This window comes from Paenibacillus sp. (genome assembly GCF_048976745.1).
In the GTDB taxonomy this organism is placed as follows: Bacteria; Bacillota; Bacilli; order Paenibacillales; family Paenibacillaceae; genus Paenibacillus.
Genome location: NZ_JBHGUU010000004.1, coordinates 495,396 through 517,946, shown reverse-complemented (window position 1 = coordinate 517,946; position 22,551 = coordinate 495,396). Strand labels below are relative to the sequence as shown.

The 22,551-nt window shown below is 43.6% G+C and carries 27 protein-coding genes; all 27 read right to left on the bottom strand.

Translation table 11 applies throughout. The features are described from left to right. Positions 1–65: 65 nt before the first annotated feature. The gene (locus ACE3K2_RS03190; protein ID WP_339308551.1) at positions 66–1,463 is read right to left on the bottom strand and encodes an ATP-binding protein; all 1,398 of its coding nucleotides are present in this window, start codon (positions 1,461–1,463) and stop codon (positions 66–68) included. Positions 1,464–1,518: 55 nt separating this feature from the next. Beyond that, positions 1,519–2,235, bottom strand: coding sequence for a response regulator transcription factor (locus ACE3K2_RS03185; RefSeq protein WP_017687664.1), 717 nt, complete (start codon positions 2,233–2,235; stop codon positions 1,519–1,521). A 139-nt stretch (positions 2,236–2,374) separates the two neighbouring features. Then, complete coding sequence (gene ccsA / locus ACE3K2_RS03180; RefSeq protein ID WP_421886612.1) at positions 2,375–3,637, bottom strand: cytochrome c biogenesis protein CcsA; 1,263 nt, start codon at positions 3,635–3,637, stop codon at positions 2,375–2,377. After that, entirely contained in the window at positions 3,634–5,307 is a 1,674-nt protein-coding gene (gene resB, locus ACE3K2_RS03175; RefSeq protein WP_421886608.1) for a cytochrome c biogenesis protein ResB, read from the bottom strand. Before resB ends, ccsA begins: the two co-directional genes overlap by 4 nt. Before the next feature lie 14 nt (positions 5,308–5,321). Next, positions 5,322–5,849 carry a redoxin family protein gene (locus tag ACE3K2_RS03170; protein WP_339307281.1) on the bottom strand — a complete coding sequence of 176 codons (528 nt, stop codon included), beginning with the start codon at positions 5,847–5,849 and terminating at the stop codon, positions 5,322–5,324. 133 nt (positions 5,850–5,982) lie between these two features. Continuing rightward, positions 5,983–6,732, bottom strand: coding sequence for a pseudouridine synthase (locus ACE3K2_RS03165; RefSeq protein WP_124116190.1), 750 nt, complete (start codon positions 6,730–6,732; stop codon positions 5,983–5,985). Positions 6,733–6,928: 196 nt separating this feature from the next. After that, on the bottom strand, positions 6,929–7,747 hold the full coding sequence (locus ACE3K2_RS03160) for a S1 family peptidase (RefSeq protein ID WP_421886605.1): 819 nt from the start codon (positions 7,745–7,747) through the stop codon (positions 6,929–6,931). A gap of 63 nt (positions 7,748–7,810) precedes the next feature. Beyond that, positions 7,811–8,344 (bottom strand): spore maturation protein, encoded by a 534-nt coding sequence (locus ACE3K2_RS03155; RefSeq protein ID WP_421886602.1) that lies wholly within the window; start codon positions 8,342–8,344, stop codon positions 7,811–7,813. Positions 8,345–8,350: 6 nt separating this feature from the next. Continuing rightward, positions 8,351–8,977 (bottom strand): nucleoside recognition domain-containing protein, encoded by a 627-nt coding sequence (locus tag ACE3K2_RS03150; protein WP_421886600.1) that lies wholly within the window; start codon positions 8,975–8,977, stop codon positions 8,351–8,353. A gap of 31 nt (positions 8,978–9,008) precedes the next feature. Continuing rightward, complete coding sequence (locus tag ACE3K2_RS03145) at positions 9,009–10,196, bottom strand: D-alanyl-D-alanine carboxypeptidase family protein (RefSeq protein WP_421886597.1); 1,188 nt, start codon at positions 10,194–10,196, stop codon at positions 9,009–9,011. A gap of 162 nt (positions 10,197–10,358) precedes the next feature. Then, positions 10,359–11,162, bottom strand: coding sequence for a sigma-70 family RNA polymerase sigma factor (locus ACE3K2_RS03140; RefSeq protein WP_421886594.1), 804 nt, complete (start codon positions 11,160–11,162; stop codon positions 10,359–10,361). A gap of 42 nt (positions 11,163–11,204) precedes the next feature. Then, positions 11,205–11,918, bottom strand: coding sequence for a lytic transglycosylase domain-containing protein (locus ACE3K2_RS03135; protein WP_421886591.1), 714 nt, complete (start codon positions 11,916–11,918; stop codon positions 11,205–11,207). A 63-nt stretch (positions 11,919–11,981) separates the two neighbouring features. Beyond that, positions 11,982–12,197: a hypothetical protein gene (locus tag ACE3K2_RS03130; protein ID WP_421886588.1), complete on the bottom strand. Its 216-nt coding sequence runs from the start codon at positions 12,195–12,197 to the stop codon at positions 11,982–11,984. Further along, positions 12,194–12,568 carry a hypothetical protein gene (locus tag ACE3K2_RS03125; RefSeq protein WP_421886586.1) on the bottom strand — a complete coding sequence of 125 codons (375 nt, stop codon included), beginning with the start codon at positions 12,566–12,568 and terminating at the stop codon, positions 12,194–12,196. Before ACE3K2_RS03125 ends, ACE3K2_RS03130 begins: the two co-directional genes overlap by 4 nt. Positions 12,569–12,635: 67 nt before the next feature. Further along, positions 12,636–13,034 carry a hypothetical protein gene (locus tag ACE3K2_RS03120; RefSeq protein WP_421886583.1) on the bottom strand — a complete coding sequence of 133 codons (399 nt, stop codon included), beginning with the start codon at positions 13,032–13,034 and terminating at the stop codon, positions 12,636–12,638. A gap of 135 nt (positions 13,035–13,169) precedes the next feature. Then, positions 13,170–13,736 (bottom strand): sigma-70 family RNA polymerase sigma factor, encoded by a 567-nt coding sequence (locus ACE3K2_RS03115; RefSeq protein WP_421886581.1) that lies wholly within the window; start codon positions 13,734–13,736, stop codon positions 13,170–13,172. 598 nt (positions 13,737–14,334) lie between these two features. Beyond that, a complete protein-coding gene (locus ACE3K2_RS03110; RefSeq protein WP_421886579.1) occupies positions 14,335–14,751 on the bottom strand; it encodes a Na-translocating system protein MpsC family protein in 417 nt (138 codons plus the stop codon). 234 nt (positions 14,752–14,985) lie between these two features. Further along, positions 14,986–15,183 carry a hypothetical protein gene (locus tag ACE3K2_RS03105; RefSeq protein ID WP_421886576.1) on the bottom strand — a complete coding sequence of 66 codons (198 nt, stop codon included), beginning with the start codon at positions 15,181–15,183 and terminating at the stop codon, positions 14,986–14,988. Then, the gene (locus ACE3K2_RS03100) at positions 15,152–15,475 is read right to left on the bottom strand and encodes a hypothetical protein (protein ID WP_421886573.1); all 324 of its coding nucleotides are present in this window, start codon (positions 15,473–15,475) and stop codon (positions 15,152–15,154) included. The genes ACE3K2_RS03105 and ACE3K2_RS03100 overlap by 32 nt, the downstream gene beginning before the upstream one ends. A 165-nt stretch (positions 15,476–15,640) precedes the next feature. Next, positions 15,641–16,555, bottom strand: a complete 915-nt coding sequence (locus tag ACE3K2_RS03095) for a hypothetical protein (protein ID WP_421886570.1) — start codon at positions 16,553–16,555, stop codon at positions 15,641–15,643. A 15-nt stretch (positions 16,556–16,570) separates the two neighbouring features. After that, positions 16,571–16,966, bottom strand: a complete 396-nt coding sequence (locus tag ACE3K2_RS03090) for a hypothetical protein (RefSeq protein ID WP_421886567.1) — start codon at positions 16,964–16,966, stop codon at positions 16,571–16,573. Beyond that, a complete protein-coding gene (locus tag ACE3K2_RS03085) occupies positions 16,963–17,523 on the bottom strand; it encodes a hypothetical protein (protein ID WP_421886565.1) in 561 nt (186 codons plus the stop codon). Before ACE3K2_RS03085 ends, ACE3K2_RS03090 begins: the two co-directional genes overlap by 4 nt. 14 nt (positions 17,524–17,537) lie before the next feature. Continuing rightward, positions 17,538–18,329, bottom strand: coding sequence for a hypothetical protein (locus ACE3K2_RS03080; RefSeq protein ID WP_421886562.1), 792 nt, complete (start codon positions 18,327–18,329; stop codon positions 17,538–17,540). Positions 18,330–18,345: 16 nt separating this feature from the next. Further along, on the bottom strand, positions 18,346–19,299 hold the full coding sequence (locus ACE3K2_RS03075; protein WP_421886558.1) for a hypothetical protein: 954 nt from the start codon (positions 19,297–19,299) through the stop codon (positions 18,346–18,348). Between the two features lie 4 nt (positions 19,300–19,303). Continuing rightward, complete coding sequence (locus tag ACE3K2_RS03070; protein ID WP_421886554.1) at positions 19,304–20,365, bottom strand: hypothetical protein; 1,062 nt, start codon at positions 20,363–20,365, stop codon at positions 19,304–19,306. A 12-nt stretch (positions 20,366–20,377) separates the two neighbouring features. Beyond that, positions 20,378–20,707, bottom strand: coding sequence for a hypothetical protein (locus ACE3K2_RS03065; RefSeq protein ID WP_421886551.1), 330 nt, complete (start codon positions 20,705–20,707; stop codon positions 20,378–20,380). A 22-nt stretch (positions 20,708–20,729) separates the two neighbouring features. After that, positions 20,730–22,496 (bottom strand): hypothetical protein, encoded by a 1,767-nt coding sequence (locus ACE3K2_RS03060; RefSeq protein ID WP_421886549.1) that lies wholly within the window; start codon positions 22,494–22,496, stop codon positions 20,730–20,732. Between the last annotated feature and the right edge of the window lie 55 nt (positions 22,497–22,551).

The following is a 22,551-nucleotide window of genomic DNA, read 5'->3' as shown; positions in this document are numbered from 1 at the left end:
GGTACTCTTCAACAAAAAACACCCTCCGTAAGAGGGTGTTTCCGCACTTTTTGTATGAAATCAGGCTATTTCGATGAATCCAAGGGAAATTGTAAAATAAACTCTGTTCCTTCGCCAAGCACACTGTTGACGGTAATCATTCCTTGATGCGCATCAACAATATTTTTCACAATCGCTAACCCAAGCCCTGTACCTACACTTTCTCCCCGAACACGAGCCTTGTCTGCTTTGTAGAATCGTTCGAAAATAAATGGCAAGTCGGATGAAGGGATACCTACACCCTGATCCTTCACTGAAACTCTAACGAATGGCGCACGAAGATAAGTGACCCGCTCTGCCGAGATCATTACATTTTTGCCAGTCGGCGTATGCCTGAAGGCATTATCCAGCAAATTTGTAAAGACCTGCTCAAGTCGATCCTCATCTGCCTGTTGAAGTTCAATGGTTGGCTGTTCACATTCGAAGTGCAGTTGAATTCCCTGTTCTTTCGACCGCACTGAGAACTTCCGGTATACACGCTCAAGTAGTTCCCCAAGGTCAACTTCCTTCATCACCATGTCCGTGTGTCCAGCTTCCATCCGAGCCAGATCAAGTAAGTCTTTGACCAATCTGCCCATTCGCAGGGACTCATCATGAATAACCTGGATAAGTTCTTCGCTCTCTTCCGGTGAGTTTGCCATACCGTCCAGTAGGGCTTCACTGTAACCTTGCATCATGGATAGCGGAGTTCGTATTTCATGAGATACATTAGCCACAAAATCACGCCGCATTTTCTCCAAACGCACTTCTTCTGTTACATCTCTCAAGACAGCCACAGCGCCTCTGACAACACTGTCAGCATACAACGGTGCCATCTGGACAGACCAAACGCCTTGCTGTACATGAACATTGGAGTTCTGGTCCCCACCTTGCTCCATCACCATTCTGAACAATGGAAGAAGGGGCTCAGGTACATCACGTGAAGACTTGTCAAACTGTTCAGAATCTTTTCCTTCGTCCACTTTCGCCCAATCCAGATCATACCAAGTCTGCATGATCTTCTCTCCTGGCGGATTCGTCAGAATAACTTTGCCTTCACCATCAAATGTAACCACCGCATCGGTCATGCTTCGAAGCACACTCGCCAAATGTTCCTTCTCATGGTTAAGGTTTCGAATATTATCTTCCAGTTGGGCAGCCATATGATTAAAAGTATTGGCCAATTCACCAATCTCATCACTCGTTACCAGGGAGAGACGTGTTCCGTAGTTGCCTTTGCGAATCGCATTGGCTGCCTGAATCAATTGCTGCATAGGCTGCGTTATTTTGGTGAATAGGAACAATGCAAAAAAGGTAGTTAAACTGAATCCGATAATACAGATATAGGTGAACAACCGTTTAATATCTCTGGACTCGGATTCTGCAAAGTTCGTATCAATGTAGGGCAGCAAAAAAAGACCCAGCGCTATAAGTACACAACCCACAAGGCAGATAATAGTGATCCATAACTTCCCGACCAGCGATCTCCAGAAACTTAAACTACTTCGGTACTTCCAGTTTATAACCGACACCCCACACCGTCGTAATCATGGCCGCCGACTCTGGCGATACCTTGTTAAGTTTCTCGCGAAGACGCTTCACATGCGTATCCACGGTACGAAGATCGCCAAAGAACTCGTAGTTCCATACATCTTTGAGCAATTCTTCTCTGGAGAACACTTTGTCTGGAGATGTTGCCAGGTAGTGCAACAATTCATATTCTTTTGGTGTAAGGCTAATCTCTTCACCACCAGCCGTGACCCGGTGGGCATCATGCTCAATAACCAAATGTGGGAACACGATGTTATTACTCGAATTGCTCTCCTTCGAGAGATAAGCTGTCGCGGAAGATCGACGCAAAATCGCTTTGACACGATAGATCACTTCACGCGGACTGAATGGTTTTACTACGTAGTCATCAGCGCCAACTTCGAAGCCTTGAACCCGGTTAATCTCTTCACCTTTTGCAGTGAGCATCAAAACCGGCGTTGATTTCACCTGACGAAGACGGGTACACACTTCAACTCCATCCATACCCGGTAACATCACATCAAGCAAAATCAGTCCGTAGTCCCCTGCTGTTGCTTTACGCAGCGCAGTTTCCCCATCCTCAGCTTCATCAATTTCATAACCTTCTTTTTCGAGATACATTTTCAAAAGTCTGCGGATTCTCTCTTCGTCATCCACGACCAGTATTCGATTCTCATGTTCAGCCATGCCTCTCCAGCCCCTTTGCAATAACTCCTGATCACTTCTATTATGTTCGATCTGGCGAACAATATTTGAATACCCTTCAATAAAAAGGTACGTTTGTGTTTCCCGTTTCTAAACCCAACCTTTGCAAGACGAGTCTGTCCTAGTCCGCTCCAGCGTACGAATGCAATCCGGCAATGATCAGATTCACCCCAACCAGCGTAAACATGACAACCAGGAAACCAAGAACCGCAAGCCATGCAGACTTTTGGCCTTGCCAACCTCTGGATAAACGCAAATGCAGGTACACACTATAATATAGCCATGTAATTAACGCCCACACCTCTTTAGGGTCCCAACCCCAAAAACGACTCCAGGCAATCTGAGCCCAGATCATGGCAAAGATTAATGCTCCCAGTGTAAATATTGGAAAACCGATGGCAATCGCACGATAACTTATCTCATCCAGATCATCGGCATCGATTCCATCCATCATTGGCTGTAACGCTTGTCCAAGGGGTCTGCGCACAAGAAGTCGTACAATTCCATACAGGATCAGACCTACAATAAGTGACCAAACCACCGTATTCAGCTTACGCCCGGCATTTACGCCGTTCATCCAGGAAGGCGTCTCAAGTAAAGGTTTTTTCATGCCAAGAAACGGTGTCATGCTCTCCACTTCGCTATTATATGGCGCAAAAATTGGAGGCATGCGATAATTCACTTTCTCTATTGTACTATTTTCCTGTACCTGCGTGTCAATGCTGACCGTTTTCTGCACAAAAACCGCCTCATAGCCAGCTGCACGAAAGGCAAATACCGTTCCTATAAATCCAATAACGACAACGATCGTAACCAGGGTGAATTCAACCCATCCTCGTTGACGTCTTGAAGACTTGTCCTTACCACTAAAATCAACAGTACGGAGCAAATACATGAACCCTGCGGCAAAACCCACGGCGAAGAATGCTTCACCAAGTGCGGCCAACGTCACGTGAATTTTCAGCCAGATGGACTGAAGTGCCGGGATCAACGGTTGTACCTCCTGAGGAAATACAGCAGCATAAGCCATTATAATGATGGTAAGTGGTAAGGCAAACAAACCCAGTAACGACTTCCGATATATGGCGTATACAACGATAAATGCAACCATGATCATCATGGACAGAAAAGACATGAACTCGTACATGTTACTAACAGGAATATGCCCTGCCCCAGCCCATCGGGTTGCAAAGAATACAAGATGTGCCGCCAAAGCGACAGTCGAGGCAATGAAAGCTCGTTTACCCCAGCGATTCATATGCGCCAGAGGATCACGATTGCTCCATTTTTTGCCCATTACCGCAACACCATATAAAAAGAATGCGGCACAATAGAGAAAGAAAGCTACGATAAATGCGTCGCTGCTGAAATCCAATAAATTCATGCTTGGTTCCCCCCGTTATCCAACGACTTCTCTTCCACTTCCAAATTCATTTGTTTCAAAACAGCCGCCACTTCACGCCTGAAGCCAAACCAGTTTTTGTTAGTATGTCCACCCAAGGTAAGCTGTTGATCATCAAAACGAATCCAGATGCGGCGATGATGCCAATAAAATCCCATGACCAGACCCAACATGACAATGCCGGCTCCTACCCACACAAAAGGCATTGCTTTATCTACGCGTATATTGAGATAACTTACGGATTGAATAATATCAACCTTGTCCATGCTGTCCACTTCCAACTGTAAAAGAATCTCTGTTCCAATTAGCTGTTGGTTAATTGCATCCTGCTGAAACCGTTGTTTATCAATCTGCTTCGCAAAATAAAGATATTGTATCCCCTCTTCCGGCAGATTCGGTCCCTTAATGAGAAATAGAAAAGCAGGTGCATTAGGTGAAGGCGATATTGATTTGGGCTGTCCATTCTCATCCAATCCAAAGTCCATGAACTTTTCCTTCACGGTCAGTTCATAAGGGCCCGCTTCAAATGTTTTTTTGGTATCGACCATATCAATCTTAATCGCCCCATATACTTCACCAGTCTTTGTATTGATCAGATCCGGCGTTACGGACCGAATGGTGGGTGTTAGATCATAATCAAACTGATATGCTTTCAGACCGTTATAATTTAAGGGATGATTCACACGAACATCATGTCTGGCCACCTCAGCTAATTGAGGTTTTTTTGAAAGATCCGAACAATCTGCTGTACATTCATACAAAACAACTTTTGTTTCAAACAGTTTTGGAACGGTCTTGTTCAGGTTACGGAATTGCTCCGGTACTTCTTCCTCACTGTAAAATTCAACATTAAACTGTTCGTTTTTCAGATACATCGACGTATTCGGTATCTTTTTGATCTCACCTTCCGGAAAAGCAACATGCTCATCCAGATTCAGGCCAGGCAGCCCTCGTGCAAGCACCGCCAGCAGAAATATAATGAGTCCAATATGAATGACATATGGGCCCCATCGACTGAATCGCTGTTTCTCGGCGAGTAAAGCATCACCCTGAGTATGCACGCGGTAGCCTTTCTTTTTCAGCGGCGTAACCGCTTTCTTAATCCATTCTTCTGGTGCCTCTTCGATAGGACCTTGGTACACCAGACGCTGTCTCGTCAGAAATTGCCTGTGTTTACGTATTTTCTGTTTATTCAGTGCTTTGTAGAGCGGTAGGACGCGATCCAGACTGCATATCACCAATGATGCTCCAATCATCACCAATAGCAAGATAAACCACCAGGATTCGTATGTATGGGATAAACCCAACAGATAATAGATATGACCCAACTGACCGTATGTTTCTTTGTAATACACTGAAGGATCAATATTTAGAAATGTACTTTCTTGCGGATAGATCGTGCCAAGCATAGAGCCTACAAGCGTTAACACAATCATATAGACAGCAATTTTGACGGATGAAAAAAAGTTCCAGATGCGATCAATGATGTTGGGATTACTACGCTGTGAACGGCGCGCCATGCCATCGTAACGCATTTCCAGCACTTCAGTCGATTTAGCTTCAGACTCCAGTAGTGGTTTCCCACATGCTTCACATAGTACAGTGCCAACCGGATTTTGGTGTCCGCACTCACATTTGGTATTTTGGAACACGAATAGACCTCCTGTCAGGGCTGCTTCGCCAGTTGCGAAATTTGAGCGTCAAGTGTGTCCAAATCAAGTTGCCCGATATGAATGGTAGAGATTTTGCCGGTGTCGGATACAAAAAATGTTGTTGGCATCGGAGAGATCCCGAAATCACGAACCGAGTTTTTCTCACGGTCTAACATGATTGGAAATGTAACCCCAACCTGCCGAACAAAATTATCCACGGTCATCTGGTCTTCTCCAACATTAATTCCGACAAATTGTACTCCCTTGTCCTTCCATTTGTCAGCTTGTGCCTGTAGTGCAGGCATTTCTTTAACACAAGGTTCACACCAGGTGCCCCAGAAATTGATCACCAATGCTTTTCCTTTGTACTCGTCAGACGTATGAACTTGACCATCCAGGCCCAGCAGTTCAAAAGAAGGAGACTTGTCCCCTTCCTTTGGCTTGCCGTTCGAGCCAGATACCGATGTCGTAATCGCATATCCGCCCAACACCAGGATCAATGTCAAAATGACGATTTGCACCGTTCTTCTTGATTTCCCCATGTGCTGCTCCCCTTTTAAGTGACTCTAACACTCGCATATTATTGAACTGGACAACTGTGAACATCCTATGAACAATTATAGCGAATTTCGTCACAAAACTGCGGCGGTTTTATGAAAATTATGTGTCCTCACATTACCTTTTTTTCATTTTTCTGGCTGGTTCTGATTGTGCGAGGGTAATCAGGTTGTTAACTTCTTCTTTGGTCAGATTGCGTGTCAAACCACGTTTCAGGTTTTGTAGCAAAATGCCACCAAACGAGATCCGTTTCAACCGGGTTACCGGATGGTTGATCGCCTCGAACATGCGTCTAACCTGACGGTTACGCCCTTCATAGATCGTAATGGAGATCACCGACTCATTGGCCGCTGTATCCACATCTTTGTACTCCACCTCGGCAGGCGCAGTCATGCCGTCATCCAGCATAATGCCTGTCTTTAATTTTTCTAGAGCCGAACCATGCGGCACGCCTTTAACCGTTGCATGATACGTTTTGGGTACGTGATGTTTAGGATGCGTCAACAAATGTGCGAACTCACCATCATTGGTAAGGATCAATAAGCCCTCTGTGTCATAATCCAGACGACCCACAGGGTATACACGTTCCTTAACACCTTTCAGGTAGTCGGATACAATTTTCCGACCTTCCGGGTCAGATGCACTTGTGATTACGCCTTTTGGCTTGTTCAACATCAAGTACACTTTTTTCTCACTGCGGATTGGTTTTCCATTAACCGTAATCATATCCTCTTCGGGGTTCGCTTTTGTACCCAGTTCGGTTACGACCTCCCCGTTAACTTCTACTTTGCCAGACAGGATTAGTTCCTCGCTCTTGCGGCGGGATGCAATGCCTGCCTGTGCGATAATTTTTTGTAATCTTTCCATGTTTGTCATGTCACCTCACACTAATGATACCCATCACGCAAGGAAATCACAAGGATAATCCAAGGATTTTGCAAACTGGCGACACGAATATCCATTTTAGGCCACCTTCCCCCTTGAGATTGACGCAAAAAAAGCCTACCTTTACACGACCTGTTGAACACAGATAGCGTAAAGATAAGCCTTTTCCTTAAACCATTTAATTGGAAACTTTGCCGGCAACTGCAACCTGTTTTTTGGCAGGCGTAGCGCTGTCTTTAATGAAAGACTGCAAGGTTTTGGAAGTAATATAATAGGTACGTCCACCGTACACAAATGTCATCATACCAATGACCCGGTTGTTCTGATCCAGAACAGGGCCACCTGAATTACCCTGTGCCATGGATTTCACAATACTGCCGATTCCCTTCTTACCGGGAACATCCGAGGCTTGGGAACTGAACACCCTGCTTTTGGCTATCGTATTGTAGGTTGCAGGAAAATCTTCATCCAGGATGACAAGATCACCAGCAGGATTTTTGGGGAATCCAATCGTATAGACAAGTTGGTTATCCCTCGCATTTGCAAATGTGACCGGTTGGGCGTCTATTTCCTTGTCCAGCTTCAGCAGCGCCATGTCTGTCACCGGATCTGTCTTAATAATCTTTGCCTTTACAGGCTTACTAAGGGAACCCGGACTTGCAACAGTCAGTGTACCTTCATCACCATCAGACAATTCAGCAAAACTCTGAACGACATGGTAATTCGTGAGCACTTCATCCTTCGAGATCAGTATCGAGGTACCAACATCATAATATACCATATCGGGTTCATCCTGTTTGACCAAACGTACATTCACGACTGGAAAAGAATCCGCTGTGACTGCCATTTGTGCACGCAGCTGTTTGTCGAAGTAACCTGTAAAATGTATCGTCTGAACGGCTTGAGCCGCCGCCAGCCCTGTTGACCCTGCAAGCATTGCAATGGCAAGCACGCCTGACATTCCGACACGGAGCATTCGTTTCCAACTCTTCTGCATGTCTCACTCTCCTCCGCTATTATTCTAGCATATCTAATATATCGGAAGGAAAGGAGATATCGTTTAAGAAAAAACGAGCAAACAAATGGCGAGGGCAGCAATAAAACCAACGACATCGGAAAACAACCCTACTTTGAGTGCATACCGACCGTTCCTTATGCCTACAGCCCCAAAATAGACAGTCAGCACATATAACGTGGTATCTGTACTCCCCTGAATCGTAGATGCCATACGTCCAATCATGGAGTCGGGGCCATGGGTTTTGATCAGATCGGTTGTAAACGCCAGGGAGCCTGTCCCAGTTAAAGGACGCAGTATTCCGAGTGGCAATACTTCGCCTGGAACACCCATCCAGGACACCAACGGAGTGAATAGGCTAATCACAAAATCAAGTGCACCCGAGGCACGAAATACGCTAATGGCGACCATCATGCCTACGAGATGCGGAATAATACTGATTGCAGTAGAGAATCCATCCTTGGCCCCATCAACAAAGGATTCGTAAACCGGGACCTTTTTGGTAAACGCATATAATGGAACAAACGCGATAATAACCGGGATGGCCCAGACGGAGATCCAGTTGATGAAGGTTAACAAAGGTGCTCATCCTTTCATGCCGGGATTGCCACTTTTCTGTATACGCGGCGGTTTGTGTAAAGCCCTGTTCCGATACCAGCGATCGGCGATTATAGCAGCAAGTGTAGCGATAATGGTAGCCATCAATGTTGTTCCCACGATCTCTGTTGCATTGGCGGAATGATAGTTTAAGCGGATGGCGATCAGCGTTGTCGGAATAATCGTAATGCTAGCCGTATTCAGAGCCAGTAAAGTGCACATGGCAGGAGATGCAGTTTGTTTATCCGGATTAAGCTCCTGCAGTTGTTGCATGGCTTTGATTCCCATCGGTGTAGCTGCATTTCCGAGTCCCAGTAGATTGGCACTCATATTGGAGAGGATATAACCCATCGCCGGATGATTTTTGGGCACATCAGGGAACAGGAAGCCTACAACCGGACCAAGCAGCTTGGCAATCCGGGTCAGGAGACCGGCATCCTCAGCCATTTTCATCATGCCCATCCAGAACACCAGCACACTGATCAGTCCAAAACAGACCGTGACTCCAGTTGACGCGCCGTCGAAAGCGGCTTGCGTGACCACTTCAATATTGCCGTTGACGGCTGCAAAAGCAAATCCGATTAAAATCATAAGCAACCAAATTAAATTGATCATTTGTTATATCCTCCCTTCAATGGCGATTTAGCTAAGGAGACAACAGGTGGCTTAACACGGCACGCCATGCAGCTGCCCAGGAAGAGACATCACCGATTCCACCCATCGTTGCCTCTTCTGTTTTCGGTTCAGGGGGAATATAACTGCCTTTGCGATATACAGGAATCGAGCCAACAAGTTTACCGTCAAGTTGCATATCGATACGTCCTGCCAATCCAAACGTAGGGTCTTTCGATTGTTCCTTACCATCCGTTTCCGACTGGGCGCGATTTTCATACAGAATCAACTTTTTGGTCAATGAACTTTTCTCACTCTCAGCCAGTGGATACCAAAATCCCCGGCCTGTAACAACATCTGTATTTTGCACAGGCTGTTCTTGCTTCGCGATCTCTACCAATGGGAAGTATTCAAACCCGAAATCAAGCATCCGAGCATGATCGTTCCAATCGTTGCCATCATTCAGTGTTACCGCGGCAAGCTGCTGTCCGTTACGTGTAGCCGAGCTGACCAAACATCTGAAAGCTTTCTTGGTATAGCCGGTTTTCACTCCATCTGCACCTTCGTACATCCGCAGCATTTTATTTTTGTTGTGCCAGGAATATTCCCAGCTTTCATTGGGATTCGGAGCAGATTTGTCTTCCGTGGCTACGATGCGTTTGAACACCGGATTGTGCAACGCATATGCCGTTAATCTGGCCAAGTCATTGGCTGTGGAATAATGCCCTTCTGCATCCAGTCCATGAGGGTTCATAAAGTGGGAATGTGTCAGGCCGATTTGCTCCGCCTTTTTGTTCATTAACAGAACAAACCCCTCTTCCGAACCACCTACATGTTCCGCTATTGCAGAGGCCGCGTCATTGCCTGAACGGAGCATTAGCCCGTACAACATGTTCTCGAGTGTCATCTCTTCACCTAACTTGAGATAGAGAGACGATCCTTCTTTGGCAAATGCCGTGGGGGACACTTTCACTTTCTCGTCCAGCTTGCTGTGTTCAATCGCTACAATCGCCGTCATGATTTTGGTCAAACTGGCAATTCGCAGTTCCTTATCCCCATCCTTGCTATATAAGATCCGGCCTGATGTGACATCAATGAGCGCAGCGCTTTGTGCATGTGTAGACGGACCTTGAATGGTTGCCTGGGCTCGAGTAACCCCTAATGAAGTAAGCAAGAAGACAGGGATAAGCATGCATGCAAGAACTTTCGTTATTTTTCGCATCAATTCATTCCTCCGGGTCACTTGGAATCTTGTACTATCTTATGTTCGGACAACTTGGAGTATGTCCCATGAGGCAAAAACAGCAAAAATCCCTCACCGCTGGAATGGGGGAGGGACACTATGTATGAGATGTTATATATAATACAAAAGGCTGTGACCCGATCACGCCTGATCCGGTTTATCCAGCATTTTAGCTACTTTTCGCATGATTCTAGAGACTCTCATCTGGCTAATATCTTCCATATCTGCGGTCTGAGTTTGATTAAATCCGTCTACACGATGCTTCAGTACAGTCACTTCTTTTTCACTAAGCTTACGCTTAACCGAATCAATAACCGCATCTACATATAGCTTGTCCAGAATACCTTCTTCAATGTTCTCCCCGCTATAGATGGTATCCATCAACGTCACGGATTGAGATTGTTGATCATCAGCACCTACAGGCTCATCCAGGTACTTTACGCCTTTCCCCACTTGAAGTGCTTTATTGATCTTCTCTACTTCCTCATCCAGTAACAATGCAATTTCATGTGCTGGTGGCAGATAGCCCATATCGTGCTCAAGTCTATTGATTCGATTAATTAATTCCGTAGCTGTACGAGTTGGACGAATAATGCTTGCACTATCTCTTAGAAAACATCGGATTTCTCTGACAATTGCAGTGACAGCAAACGAGCTAAATTTCACGCCACGCCCCGTATCAAATGCCCTAATCGCTTTGATAAATCCCAAACGTCCCAGTTGAAGAATATCGTCCTTCTCTACACAATGATTCTTAATAATCATTTCGGGCTTTCCAATATACTTATGAACGGAGTGCCAAATCAGGTTCTCATTGACCAGAATACAATCCCCGAGGAAATATTCATCGAGCTTACAACGTTCAATATTTTCTACGTCATCCATGGTGTAATGCTTCTTGTCTACTTTTAAATTCGTGCTAATATGTTCTGGAAATTTTCCCATTTGGATCTCCCTATGTATAATTGATAATTGATCTTATCGTATTCAAATTCCATTGTTAACTGATGTTGGTTGACCTTTTTTCATTATTTCAAGCATCTTGTTATGGTGTTCCTTTACTTGATTGTAGTACCAGGGGCGAGCCTTTCCCTTAGCTACATTGCCTTCTCCCTGATTGTACGCAATGGTTGCTGTACGAAGATTTCCATCGTACTTATCCATGAGATATCTCAAGTATATAATGCTTGTCCTGATATTTGTTTCAGGCTGATGTAGCTCCTGTTGCTTCACTCCAAACGATTTCGCTGTGCTAGGAAGAATCTGAAGTAGACCAATCGCTCCATGGGATGATACACTTTCCTCTAACATTCGGCTCTCTTGCCACATCATAGCCAGAATCCAGACGGGATCGATATCCGTATCCTTCGTATATTGGACTACCCACTTCACATACTTCAGCAGCTTTGCCCGGCTCACCGTTTTCTCATGGTGGAGTTCTACATACTGCTCAAGCATATCCGTCATTGGTATGTGTTCAGAAGTAACCGATGCTTCTTTAACTTGTTTCTCTTGTTTTTCTTGTTTTTCATGCTTTAATGGCTTTACTTGCTCTGCTTCCGTTGCATGTTTCACTTTCTTGGAGTCAATTATTTTTTCGTCGGCGCGTTTGTAATTTCCTGATGCTGATAGACTCTCATATTGCGAAGCTAATACCACCACCGCAATAACAATACCTACTATTCTTTCTAAAGTGAGCAACAGATTCGCCCACCTCCTTACTGTAAACCTGTATATTATAGAAGGAATAATCTCATATATAAGTTAGGATTGGTCTTGTTCACTTGGCTGGTATACGATGATTGCTGCAAATTCCAACTTACTGGTGGATGGATTAACAGTGGAGGTAAACTCCAGTCCGTTAACGAATGTGTTTGGTTTGGATAACATCCATGCGTTGATCAATTCTTCCACACCTGCAGCGCTAGCGGACACAAACGTTTTTACAGCTAGATCCGAGGCATAATTTAACACCTTCATTGCTCTTCACCTGGTAAATCTTGTTCCTCTTCCTTTTTCTCTTCAATGAGTTGATTAAACTCCTCTTCGGTTAGTTCAAGAATCTCCAATTCGTAAGCACTTGTCAGAATGTAGCCCATACCATCTGTTAAATGAACGTTATAAAATGTTTGTGGTTCTTCATGAAAGGTACCCTCTTCATAGTTGAATCCAATAACGGCTTTTTCGTAACCAGCTACACTGCCCGCAAACCATACGTTAGCCTGGGTTGTTGCTCCGGTTGGCGTCTGGACCTCATGCATATTGGTTGGTGCGTGGATATACTTTCCAATCGTACTTGCTACGATTTCTTCCGTTAATTTATCTTCTTTTGCTTTGATCATATGTGTCATTGAATTATTCCTCCATTAATTTAAAGTTGAGTACATATTCTTACCCTTACATTCTCTATACGTGTTGTCAGAGCGGGAGTTTAATTGAAGGTGCAGATGAAGTATTTGTACCGCTGCTTAGGACCATATAGTTTGTGCGCATATGGAGTACAGCCGTGTCCAGATCAGTCACCCGTTTGGCGACAAAATCTTCAATAACAGGCTCCAATGGCCTGAAACCTACACCTATGATCGGTTTTTTATGTATATAAGCAAGATGCATGATCACAATATCAGTAGCGGTCAATTGATGCATATCCAGATTAACCAATACGGCATCAGCTTGTACGACTACTTGCTCAATGATCAAGGCATACTCCCTGTTGTTTAAATCAGAAGCTGTCGAAGAATCATGACTTGCCCAAGCGATATCCGTATATCCCTCTAGACGTTCTACAGTAAATCCTAAAACCACCACACTAAGCATCTTGTTCCACCTTTCTCTCTGTACTAGTCTCTCTATACGACATAAAAAAGCACCCAGTTAAGGGTGCTCTCTCTATTCTATGTAGGTTACTGAATCAATCTTCATCAAACTTAGGCTATTAATTGCCACTTATGACTACAATGCTTCGTATTTCTCACGAATCGCTTTCCATAACTGCGATATGCGTGCCTTGGATACACCTAACATTCCTGCAATCTCTACAAATTCATACCCCGAAGTCCGGAGTTTAAAGATCTGCTTCTCACGTTCGTCCAGCTTCATATTCTCCATAATATCTGTGACAAACTCAAAATTCTCATAAGCAAACCCAGTATGACCAAGCGCTAATGCGATATCGGAGCTCTCCGATTCATCACCACCACCTTGATCCGTGCACATGATCTGTGCAGCATTAACCACACTGAGATTTTTCTCAGACATGCACTTGCGATACATGTCTTTGATTTTATTCTCGATAAGATGATCAACAAACGTCGACATTTTAGCTTTTTCTGCATCATACTTGTCCAGGGAGTTAACTAATTTGATCATAATCTCCTGGGTCACATCTTCTTTCTCCATCCCGGCAAATGTTTTCCCTCTAAGCTTGTGGCGACACTTCTCCTGCGCTTTATTCAGGAACATGTCTATATCCCCAATCTCAAATAAATCATCAAAACCCATAGCAGTTGTAGCAGACATTATACATTTCCCCCATTAACTATTTAATTATTAGTTGTTCGTACTCTTTCTTCACAATCTATTTGCTATCCAGCGTGATCTTACTCTACATTCTCGCTATTGCTCCCAGAAATCTCATATCCCATATGTAGTCTTGTTACATTGAATTGAAGCTAAGTAAGCCTATTACATACATACGATCAAGTAACCTCCCTTTGATCCGCCTCCCCATTCCCATCCTATTACATTCAGAATAACAAATGCGAACTAATGTTCGCAACATTTATTTATTTCGTTCGCTTATAGGCCTTTTACGGACTATATACGAAGTATACGGTGAAAGGTAAAGCAGCATTTTATACAAACAAAAAGACCAACACAGAGCGCACCACTGGAAAATACCAAAATGGTGGAATGTGTCGGTCTTGGTCTGACATCTATTTCGTCCCAATTACCGAAGATATGGCCTTCAAGTTCTTTAACAAGGTTATAGGCTTCGTCAAGATTATTAATCTATTCAATCGCCATAAGGGTAGTATAAGGAAATATGTAGGATATTGTCAACAATAAAATTAGTTCCTAAGAACCTCTCTAGTATTTAAACGATAATTAATAGGTCTTAAGGCATGTTTATCTCATCGTTTTTCAGCAGCACTTCAACATCCTTGTTCATCTTGAAGACTGTGATCTGCTCTGCAAAATCATGGCCAAAAAATGTTGTTTCGATGTCTTCGATCTTCAGACCCATATTGATATAGGAGAAAACGGGGTTGAAATGTTCTCTCATCATATGTGCAAGCTTCATCTTGTATTCAGCGAAAATTTGACTTGAGTGTGATTGCATATGTTCCAGCATGAATGCTTCAGGCTTGGTGAATTTTGCTGTAAACTTTAAGATGATAAAATGATTCATGATAGAGACTCTGGTATCTACCGGCCCGCGTTCAGTAAAATCTTTTCTTATTCTGGATGCCAGCTTTGCGAGCTCTCTTTCCAAGTCTTTTATCTCAATGTCCCATCCCTCCTTGCCAATCATCCTGATCCCTTCTACTGCCCTTGAACATATGAATTCAACCTAGTTTAATCAAAACTGCTTGTACAAGACAAGTTTCAATGGATGCATTAAATCAAGTCACTATCAACTTTTCATGAAAAAGGAATAGACCCCAGAACTAGGCTTGGGGTATATCACTTTATTAACTATATTTTATAAGTTTTCAAATAAATTAGAAGTTGGTGCTAATAAGCTAACATTAAGTAGCGAGAACGCTTAATTAATCATTTCATTGGTAAGGTCTATTTTGAGCAGGCTAAACGCAACCAGGTTCAAAGCGACATTGGCTCCATATTCTCTTTCAATCCAATCGAATGCTTCTTCCGTTGCTCCCACCAGATCCTCCTTATCCGAAGTCATCTCGGTAGTGACAATTTCCTCATCATTCAGAGCGAAGGTCAGCCTGTACAGCATCTGTATTCGCCTCCTTAGAAGTCAATTCAATATTACGCACATCCGTAAGATCAATGATATGAACCACATCATCTGTATCTTCTAACGTGATCGATTTCCCCTCATTTTTGTGTTTGGTGAACAGTCGGCGATATTCTTGCTTAACCTCATCCGCAGTTAACGGAATTTCGCGTACGACCTTATCCGAATCTTTCTCCTTCTGTTGTAATCTAGGATTATCTTCTATCCAGTTCACCGTTTTCTTCTTTCCGCTTCCCTTGAAAAAGAAATGAGCCGTCAGTTCAATATTCATCGTACACTACCTCCCGGAATTATTACGTTCTCATACTACTTTCTCTATACGCCTTGACCAGCCAAGTGTTAATGCTAATCTTCATACGTTGATGTGAAATAAAAATTATTTCGATGTTATTCGTTGTTAAAAGAAAAAAAGGACAGCATATGCTATCCTTCCCTATTAGTATTTCTTAACCGCTATACGATTGCCGAATGAATCATATATATATTGGAAGTTGGTTTGAACAGGTGTTGTTCCCATTCTGGCGATAGACTTCTCCACCAATCTTCCCTCACCATCATACTGATAAATGACATCAACTAAAGTTGGAAGCTGCACGAAGTCCAGACCATCATATCGATATATCTCACCAATGGAAAAGACCAAGAAGGAATCAGCCTGAGCGTAACCTTCTGAAGAAGTCGGCATCGTCAGTACAGGTTCTCTAACCAGCTGCTCGGTGTAATTGTCCGTAACGACTTGTCGAATAACTCTTCCCTGCTTATCAAAAGCAAAATATGTAACCACATCTGTATAATCCACCAAGTCGCTGATCGATTCCCACGGATCCATGACATGAAGGCGTTTACGTTCACCCCAAGTCATGCTCACATGTGTTTCGCCATCACTGATCATATCGGCACTATGTGTATCAGGATGTGTGTAATGATTGGCCTCACGCTCGATGTTGGACAATTTTTCACGTTCGTCCAGAGTCATGATAACGTTATGAGTTCCATCTGTTACCATATCAGCACTGTGTGTATCAGGATGGTTATAGATCACCGTTCTGGTTCCATTAAGATTAATGGTTCCATTCTCCGGATGGTTCGAAACTCGATCTCCACCAACCTTTACATATTCCCCGTTGGTGTATGTATAGGTCGTTGATTCATTTTGATTGCTTGAGTCTTGCCGTACCAGATACAATCTTCCTTCCTCACCCACAGTCGGCAGTTCTGTTCTGAGTCTGACTGAAACCACGTTTCCTACTGACACCGCGTCCAGTCTGCCATCAAGCGAGGCATAAGAATCCCTGGCTTGTTTAACTTCACGTTCTACTTTGGCAGCTTTGCTGAATGAAACAATATCCATGTGGTGATCCCCTTCCTACCTCGTAGTCAAACCAACAACCTCAACATCGAAGTTGGCCACATCTGTTCCCAGATTTTTTAACGACAAGTGAAGTGTTGAGGTCCCATCTACGTCCTCATATGGCAAATCGATCATATCGTAAATCCCTTCCATAAAATTCCCCGTCGAGTATTGGGCATTGTTGAAATAGAGAACTTCTGGATGTGGACCCGCGCTATTCAACACATGGACTTCCACATTCGTTTCTCTGGACGGAATGACCCTGATCGTTTTGATCATGAATCGAGGATGCTCCATGGGAATATCAATCATTGCCTTCGCCCCACCGCCAACATATTCAACTCTTTGGGCAAACGATACTGGCAATAGCACTTTTCTCATCTCCTCCATCAGTTTCCATGTCCTGTTCAAGAGTCTTCCCTCCTTCTAGGAATATGCGTATCCGGATACCGTCGTGGACGAAGATGATTGCCAGATGTGTTACCACTTCCGCTGGATAACCAATCCCCCCACGTTTTCCCCACTAACCCCGCTTGCTGGACAGGAATTTTGACCTTAATGCACCATTCAAGCCCCTCAAAATTTTGTTTTGTTTTTAGGCCTCTTATGGTGTCTCGAATTAAACCTGCTCCACTGGATTGGGTCAAAAATTTATGCTTCAGTATCATATTTTTTTCATTAGGAATTCCAACTCTGGTTCGTGGCCCATAAATATATTTATCCGTAACGTATCCAATCAAAAGATCATTATGGTTGTCCAGCATCCTCCATGTACCCCAACGGTAGATGTCAATTAATTCAGCCGTAGTGGATACCGTTCCTAATGTATAGACCATTTCCTTACCCTCAATGGTTAACGGAACAGCATCAAGATCGTATCCAATGCTATGGAGAACTGCCGCCTTACTCTGGGTAAAAAGAGAACCGCTCTCTGCGGTCCCTACAACATTCCCTTGATGTATAGCCATGTCCATTCACCACCTTAATTCATCAGGACAGCAACCGTAGCTCCTGATAAGAAGCTCTGCCCACCAATCGACAGAGAGTATACCTTATATGTTTTGGTGCCCACTTTGATCTCATCTCCATGAGAGACTCCGGCAGAAGGTACCGCATAGATATCAATAAGCTCGCCTCTCGGGCCTTCCACACCATTAGACATAATAACCGGAGCAAGATGATAAAGAGACCCCCAGCCTGGATTAACAGGAAGCATGGCAGAGTAAGCATCATAAATGTTATTCACCATCTGTTTATCTTTATCACGCAACGTCCGGATACCGTTATCCCCGTTGTAGCTGAGGCCTACACTCAAACTTGAAGAATCCGTCTCTGTGGCATACCTGTTCAGAATTCCAAAGTAACCCAGATTGGATATACCGGTAACCGAGTTCACATCCCCCTGCAAATAAATAATAATTCGGTTGGGTTGAACTGAAACTTGGTAATCAATTAATAGATTCGTATCAACGGCACTCGTATGACACAGGAAGTCCTTCTTCACTTCGGCTCTGCCTAAAGGAATGCTACCATCTGTTGACATCACATCTTCTGCCACACTCACGGTCAATGTGTTTCCCATTGTTCCCTTCGTGTTTCCAACCTCTAGTCTGAAGAACAGTTTATCTGAGCCGGTTGTGCCCACCGATTTCAGCACGATCACACTCGCTGTCTCGTAAAAAACGGACCAAGGAGAACCCGCAATCGTTTTAAATCCCTGAACAATATTTGCGAATAATTCATTCATCTTCACTTTACCTGTGAAATTAGCCATCCCTCATCGACACCTCCTATATTTGGAAAAGTAACGCTCTTTGCCCACCACCAAGCAGTCTGGCACCATGGAAGAACTTCGGTCTTGAATACACTGGAACTTGGTTCGAATTGTAGTAATAACGTCCATAGTCTGTATTCGGATAATCCTGATCTACGACATGAAATACGTAGTACTTGCCATCATTGCCTAGATCGAGGATCGATCCGTCCGGATGCTGTGCAGTGTTTTTAAATACAATGGAACGCATACCCTTGAATTCCCCCCTGGCCCCTTCAGATGGATGATAGACCATGAAAGGTGTAACATAATATCTGGAACCCACACCTGGAGAAGGAATCGACTCTGTTCCAAAGTTGTACAATGCATACTCCGTTCCATTCCGTGAAGACATAACGACACCTCTGGGCGTATCATATTGATCTGATATGTTGTTATCTGAAGCGGATAAAGGCATATGTGGGAAAATGCCATAAAATTTGTTGGCAATCGCCGGGTCTTCTTGCTCTAATGGCTGGCATTTACCTAAGAATATTCGTACTGGGTAAGCTCTTTCCGGATAGTTCAGACTCTCTCCATGGATAAACAGAATATCCTCATTCGTAATAACAGACCACTTATAGTTCACATTGTACTGTCCGTTATGACACAAAAAGGGAGTTTCCAACATGAATTTATCCGTGTCTACTGGCGGATTGACGAATAGATCTGGTGATGCCACATTGTTTCCGAGGTTCTTCAGCCCCCAACGAATGTTGACTCCTCTCGCATGCGCCCATACACATATGGTAAACCGCATGGATGTATTTTTTTTATTGGTCAGCAGTGCATTTCCCCAGTTAGCATAAGTCGTTTCGGCCGTATGTATGGTATCCCAGTAAGGATCGAGTGCATCTTTCAATGTGTTAACAAGCGTTGAAGCAAATAAGCTTAGCGTGCTGGTAAACTCGTGTCTGCGAATCATGGTCATGACCCTACACCTCCTTCTCAATTTCGAAAAGCAGCACCCGCTGCCCACCACCGAGAAGTAAGGGAGAATCGAAGAAGTAGGGTTGGCCATTGTAGTAAGCTCCATTGCTTGCATAAAAACCTTGATGTGTTGATGGATGCTGTTGATTCATAACATGAAAAACATAATAGCGTTCGTCTCCAAGATCTAGAATAGAGCCATCGGGATACATACCTGCATCCCTCAGAACGGCTGTTCGAATACCATAAAACTCTCCACGCACACCTTCTGATTCATGCCATACATAGAAGGGCGAAACAAAGTACCTCCCACCCAAACCCGGAGAAGAGACTTGGGAACTTGTTGAAAAGTGATATAAAGCATTTGCAGTGCCGTTTCTTGATGTTCTCACATAGCCTCGCCCTGTACTATACTTTAATTCGTCGTCCGACATGTTCAACCCTAGAGGATAATGTCCGAAAACGCCTACAAAATCGTTAGCTACTAAAGGGTCCTCATTTTCGAAAGGTTTCAATTTTCCAAGATACAATCTTACTGGATACGCTACGTCAGTAGCATTCTGTGGCTCACCTAACAAAAAAATATAATGCTGTGAGCTGAATAAGCTCCATTTCCAGTAAACATTCGGGGCATTGCTTGTGTTCGAATAGGCCTCATTGATGCATGTATTTAATGGTATTTCTGACACAGCGCCTACTTCAGTATAGAGATCAGGCTTAACTACTGAACCATTGTTTCTATATCCAGTTCTAAGTAAATAACTCCGTGTGTAGTCATTAGTATAATAATTAGTATAAAATCTTGATATATTCATACTTATTGTAAAAAACAAACTTGGATCATTTTTATTTTTTGCCGTTATTGTGCCTTGGTTTCCTGTAAATCTACTAGTACTATTCCAGCTTCTTGGAATCGAGTATTCATTCGTTGTATTGTAATCCCATTCCCAGTTAGTATCTCCATATAACTCTTGGCTCACTGTTTTATAGAGTTCTGAAATAAATGTGGACGAGTAAGAATAAAACTCGTATCTTCGTAGCGCGCTTAGTAGAATGTTCTCAGCCACTCTAATACCTCCTTAAGTCCCGAATCTTAAACTCATGTCACGAAATATATGTTCCTTAATAACAGCAAACAAGATTGTTTTCACCATATCGCTTCTCTCTGTTATGAGATTCTCATGGTAAGACTGCACTTTGTCCCCGGCTTCACCCTCTGACTCCACACCACTAGCAGCCTCTTGAATTTCAGGTAACCCTTTAAGTGAAGGCAGAAACTTATGAGCCACATTATCAAACAGAATATTGCTTTCAAAAGCGAAAATCAGGATTTCAATTTCCTCTGTACTGTATGGCTCTGAGTGATTGCCCACTAATTTATCCATAATGGTATGTAGAGCAAATTTCACATCCTGTACGGTCCTCGTCACGTCAGATCACAACCTTTCTAATTTTTACTTGTTTGATGTTACCGCTGGCATCGTATTCAAACGCCTTCTGAACTCCCTGGCCGTCATAGATCAAGGTCTCGGTCTTAACGGTACCATCTGCATTGTAAGTGAACGATGTTTTCTTCAATAGCTGCGGCTTCAAATCTACGGAGAACACTTCTTCTGACTCGATGTCACCATTAGAAAAGTAGTTATACACAACATCAAGCTCGAGTGTACTTCCTTCTAGAAAGACAAGCCTCCTCCGAATATCCGTGTCATCGAAAGTAGCACCACCTTGCAGCACATAATACTCTGCACCATTGTTGATTTCACGCAGTACTTTACCTGTAATGTCACGCTGATACTCAATGGACTTAATCTGTCCGTTACTCTCCGTAACCTCTTGTCGTTCCAAATTTCCATCCGCGTTATAGAAGTGCTCAATGGTGCGGTTAATCCCTCCATCAATCTTCTCGGTATGTACTTTTCCGTCTGGATAATAGGTATATTCAGTTACCGAAGTGGTGTTAATAATAGACCCACGACCAATGACCGTTACTCGGGCTTCCTTGGGCACATCAAAAGTAAATCGTATCAGCGTATCATTATATTCAATGTAATCGTCTCCTGCATCCATTCGAATTCCATCCAGAAATACCTCTGCGGAATTCGAACCAATCACATATCGGGGCACTTGAAAATCTCTAGTCATCGACAACCTGCTGTTAGGAGCAGAAGTGAAATGGAATACGGATTGATGCTCCATGGTGCCTCGACTCTCAGCGAGTTCAAGACGACTCTGCATGTTGTCGAGCCTGTCCTTAAGAGCATCATAGACGACGCCGTTTTTATCTTCTCTTGAAACCACAACCTCCTCAGCAGTTGCTTCTATTTGAGCTTCCATCGCTTCAATCGCCGTTTGATGTGTAGCAATTATTGTCGTCTGCTCACCAACGTTTTTTTCCAGATCATCTACACGAATTCCCAATACAGACATGTCATTTTCAATAGAACCCTTTGTTAAGAAATATCTGAAATCCAAAGCCGTAAGTGAAGTTGTTGGAGAAACTCCGACATCAAGTCCACCAATGATCACGGCATCCTTGGGCTCTTCTTGATCTGAACTGTAAGAGTACACCCCATTTTCATGAAGAAAAATATAATATGTCGTATTTGCCATAATGTCCGGGATACTAAATGTCTGAGTAAACTGATCCACAATAACCTTGTTGATACTGGCTCGTCCTGCATTAATCGTAACTTGAACACTGTTATTAGTATCTAGATACGTGGGGTTGGTAACACTGAGATCCTGAATGGGTTGCTTTGCTACAACTTCAATCGCTTTCTCCATTGTGTCAAATCGATGATCTATGGATGCCTCTGCTCCACGTGCTTCTTTTATTTCCGTCTCAGCGAGGCTCAATCTCTTCTCATGGTCAGCATGACCCTTGGAAAGGATATTGATATCTGCTCTTGCCGTCAGAATATCCTGCTGCACATCATCCAATCGTGAGCTGTTTGAAATAACCTTAGTCTCGACATCGCCTATCCTCTGTTCATGATCTTTTACTGCATCTCGACTATCACTTGCAGACTCTTCTACGACAGTGATTCGTTCACCTAGACTGAGTGCAGCCCCTCTGGCTTCATCCAACTCTGCAAGATAGGAATCAATCTCATCATGCGTATGCGCCCCAATATCCCTTAATTCCTTATGACTCTTGGCGGATGATCGATGAGACTGGTTAATTCTTACTGACATTTGACCACCTCCATTCTTGCCTTAATTGATCTATACGTAATTACTCCAATACGAT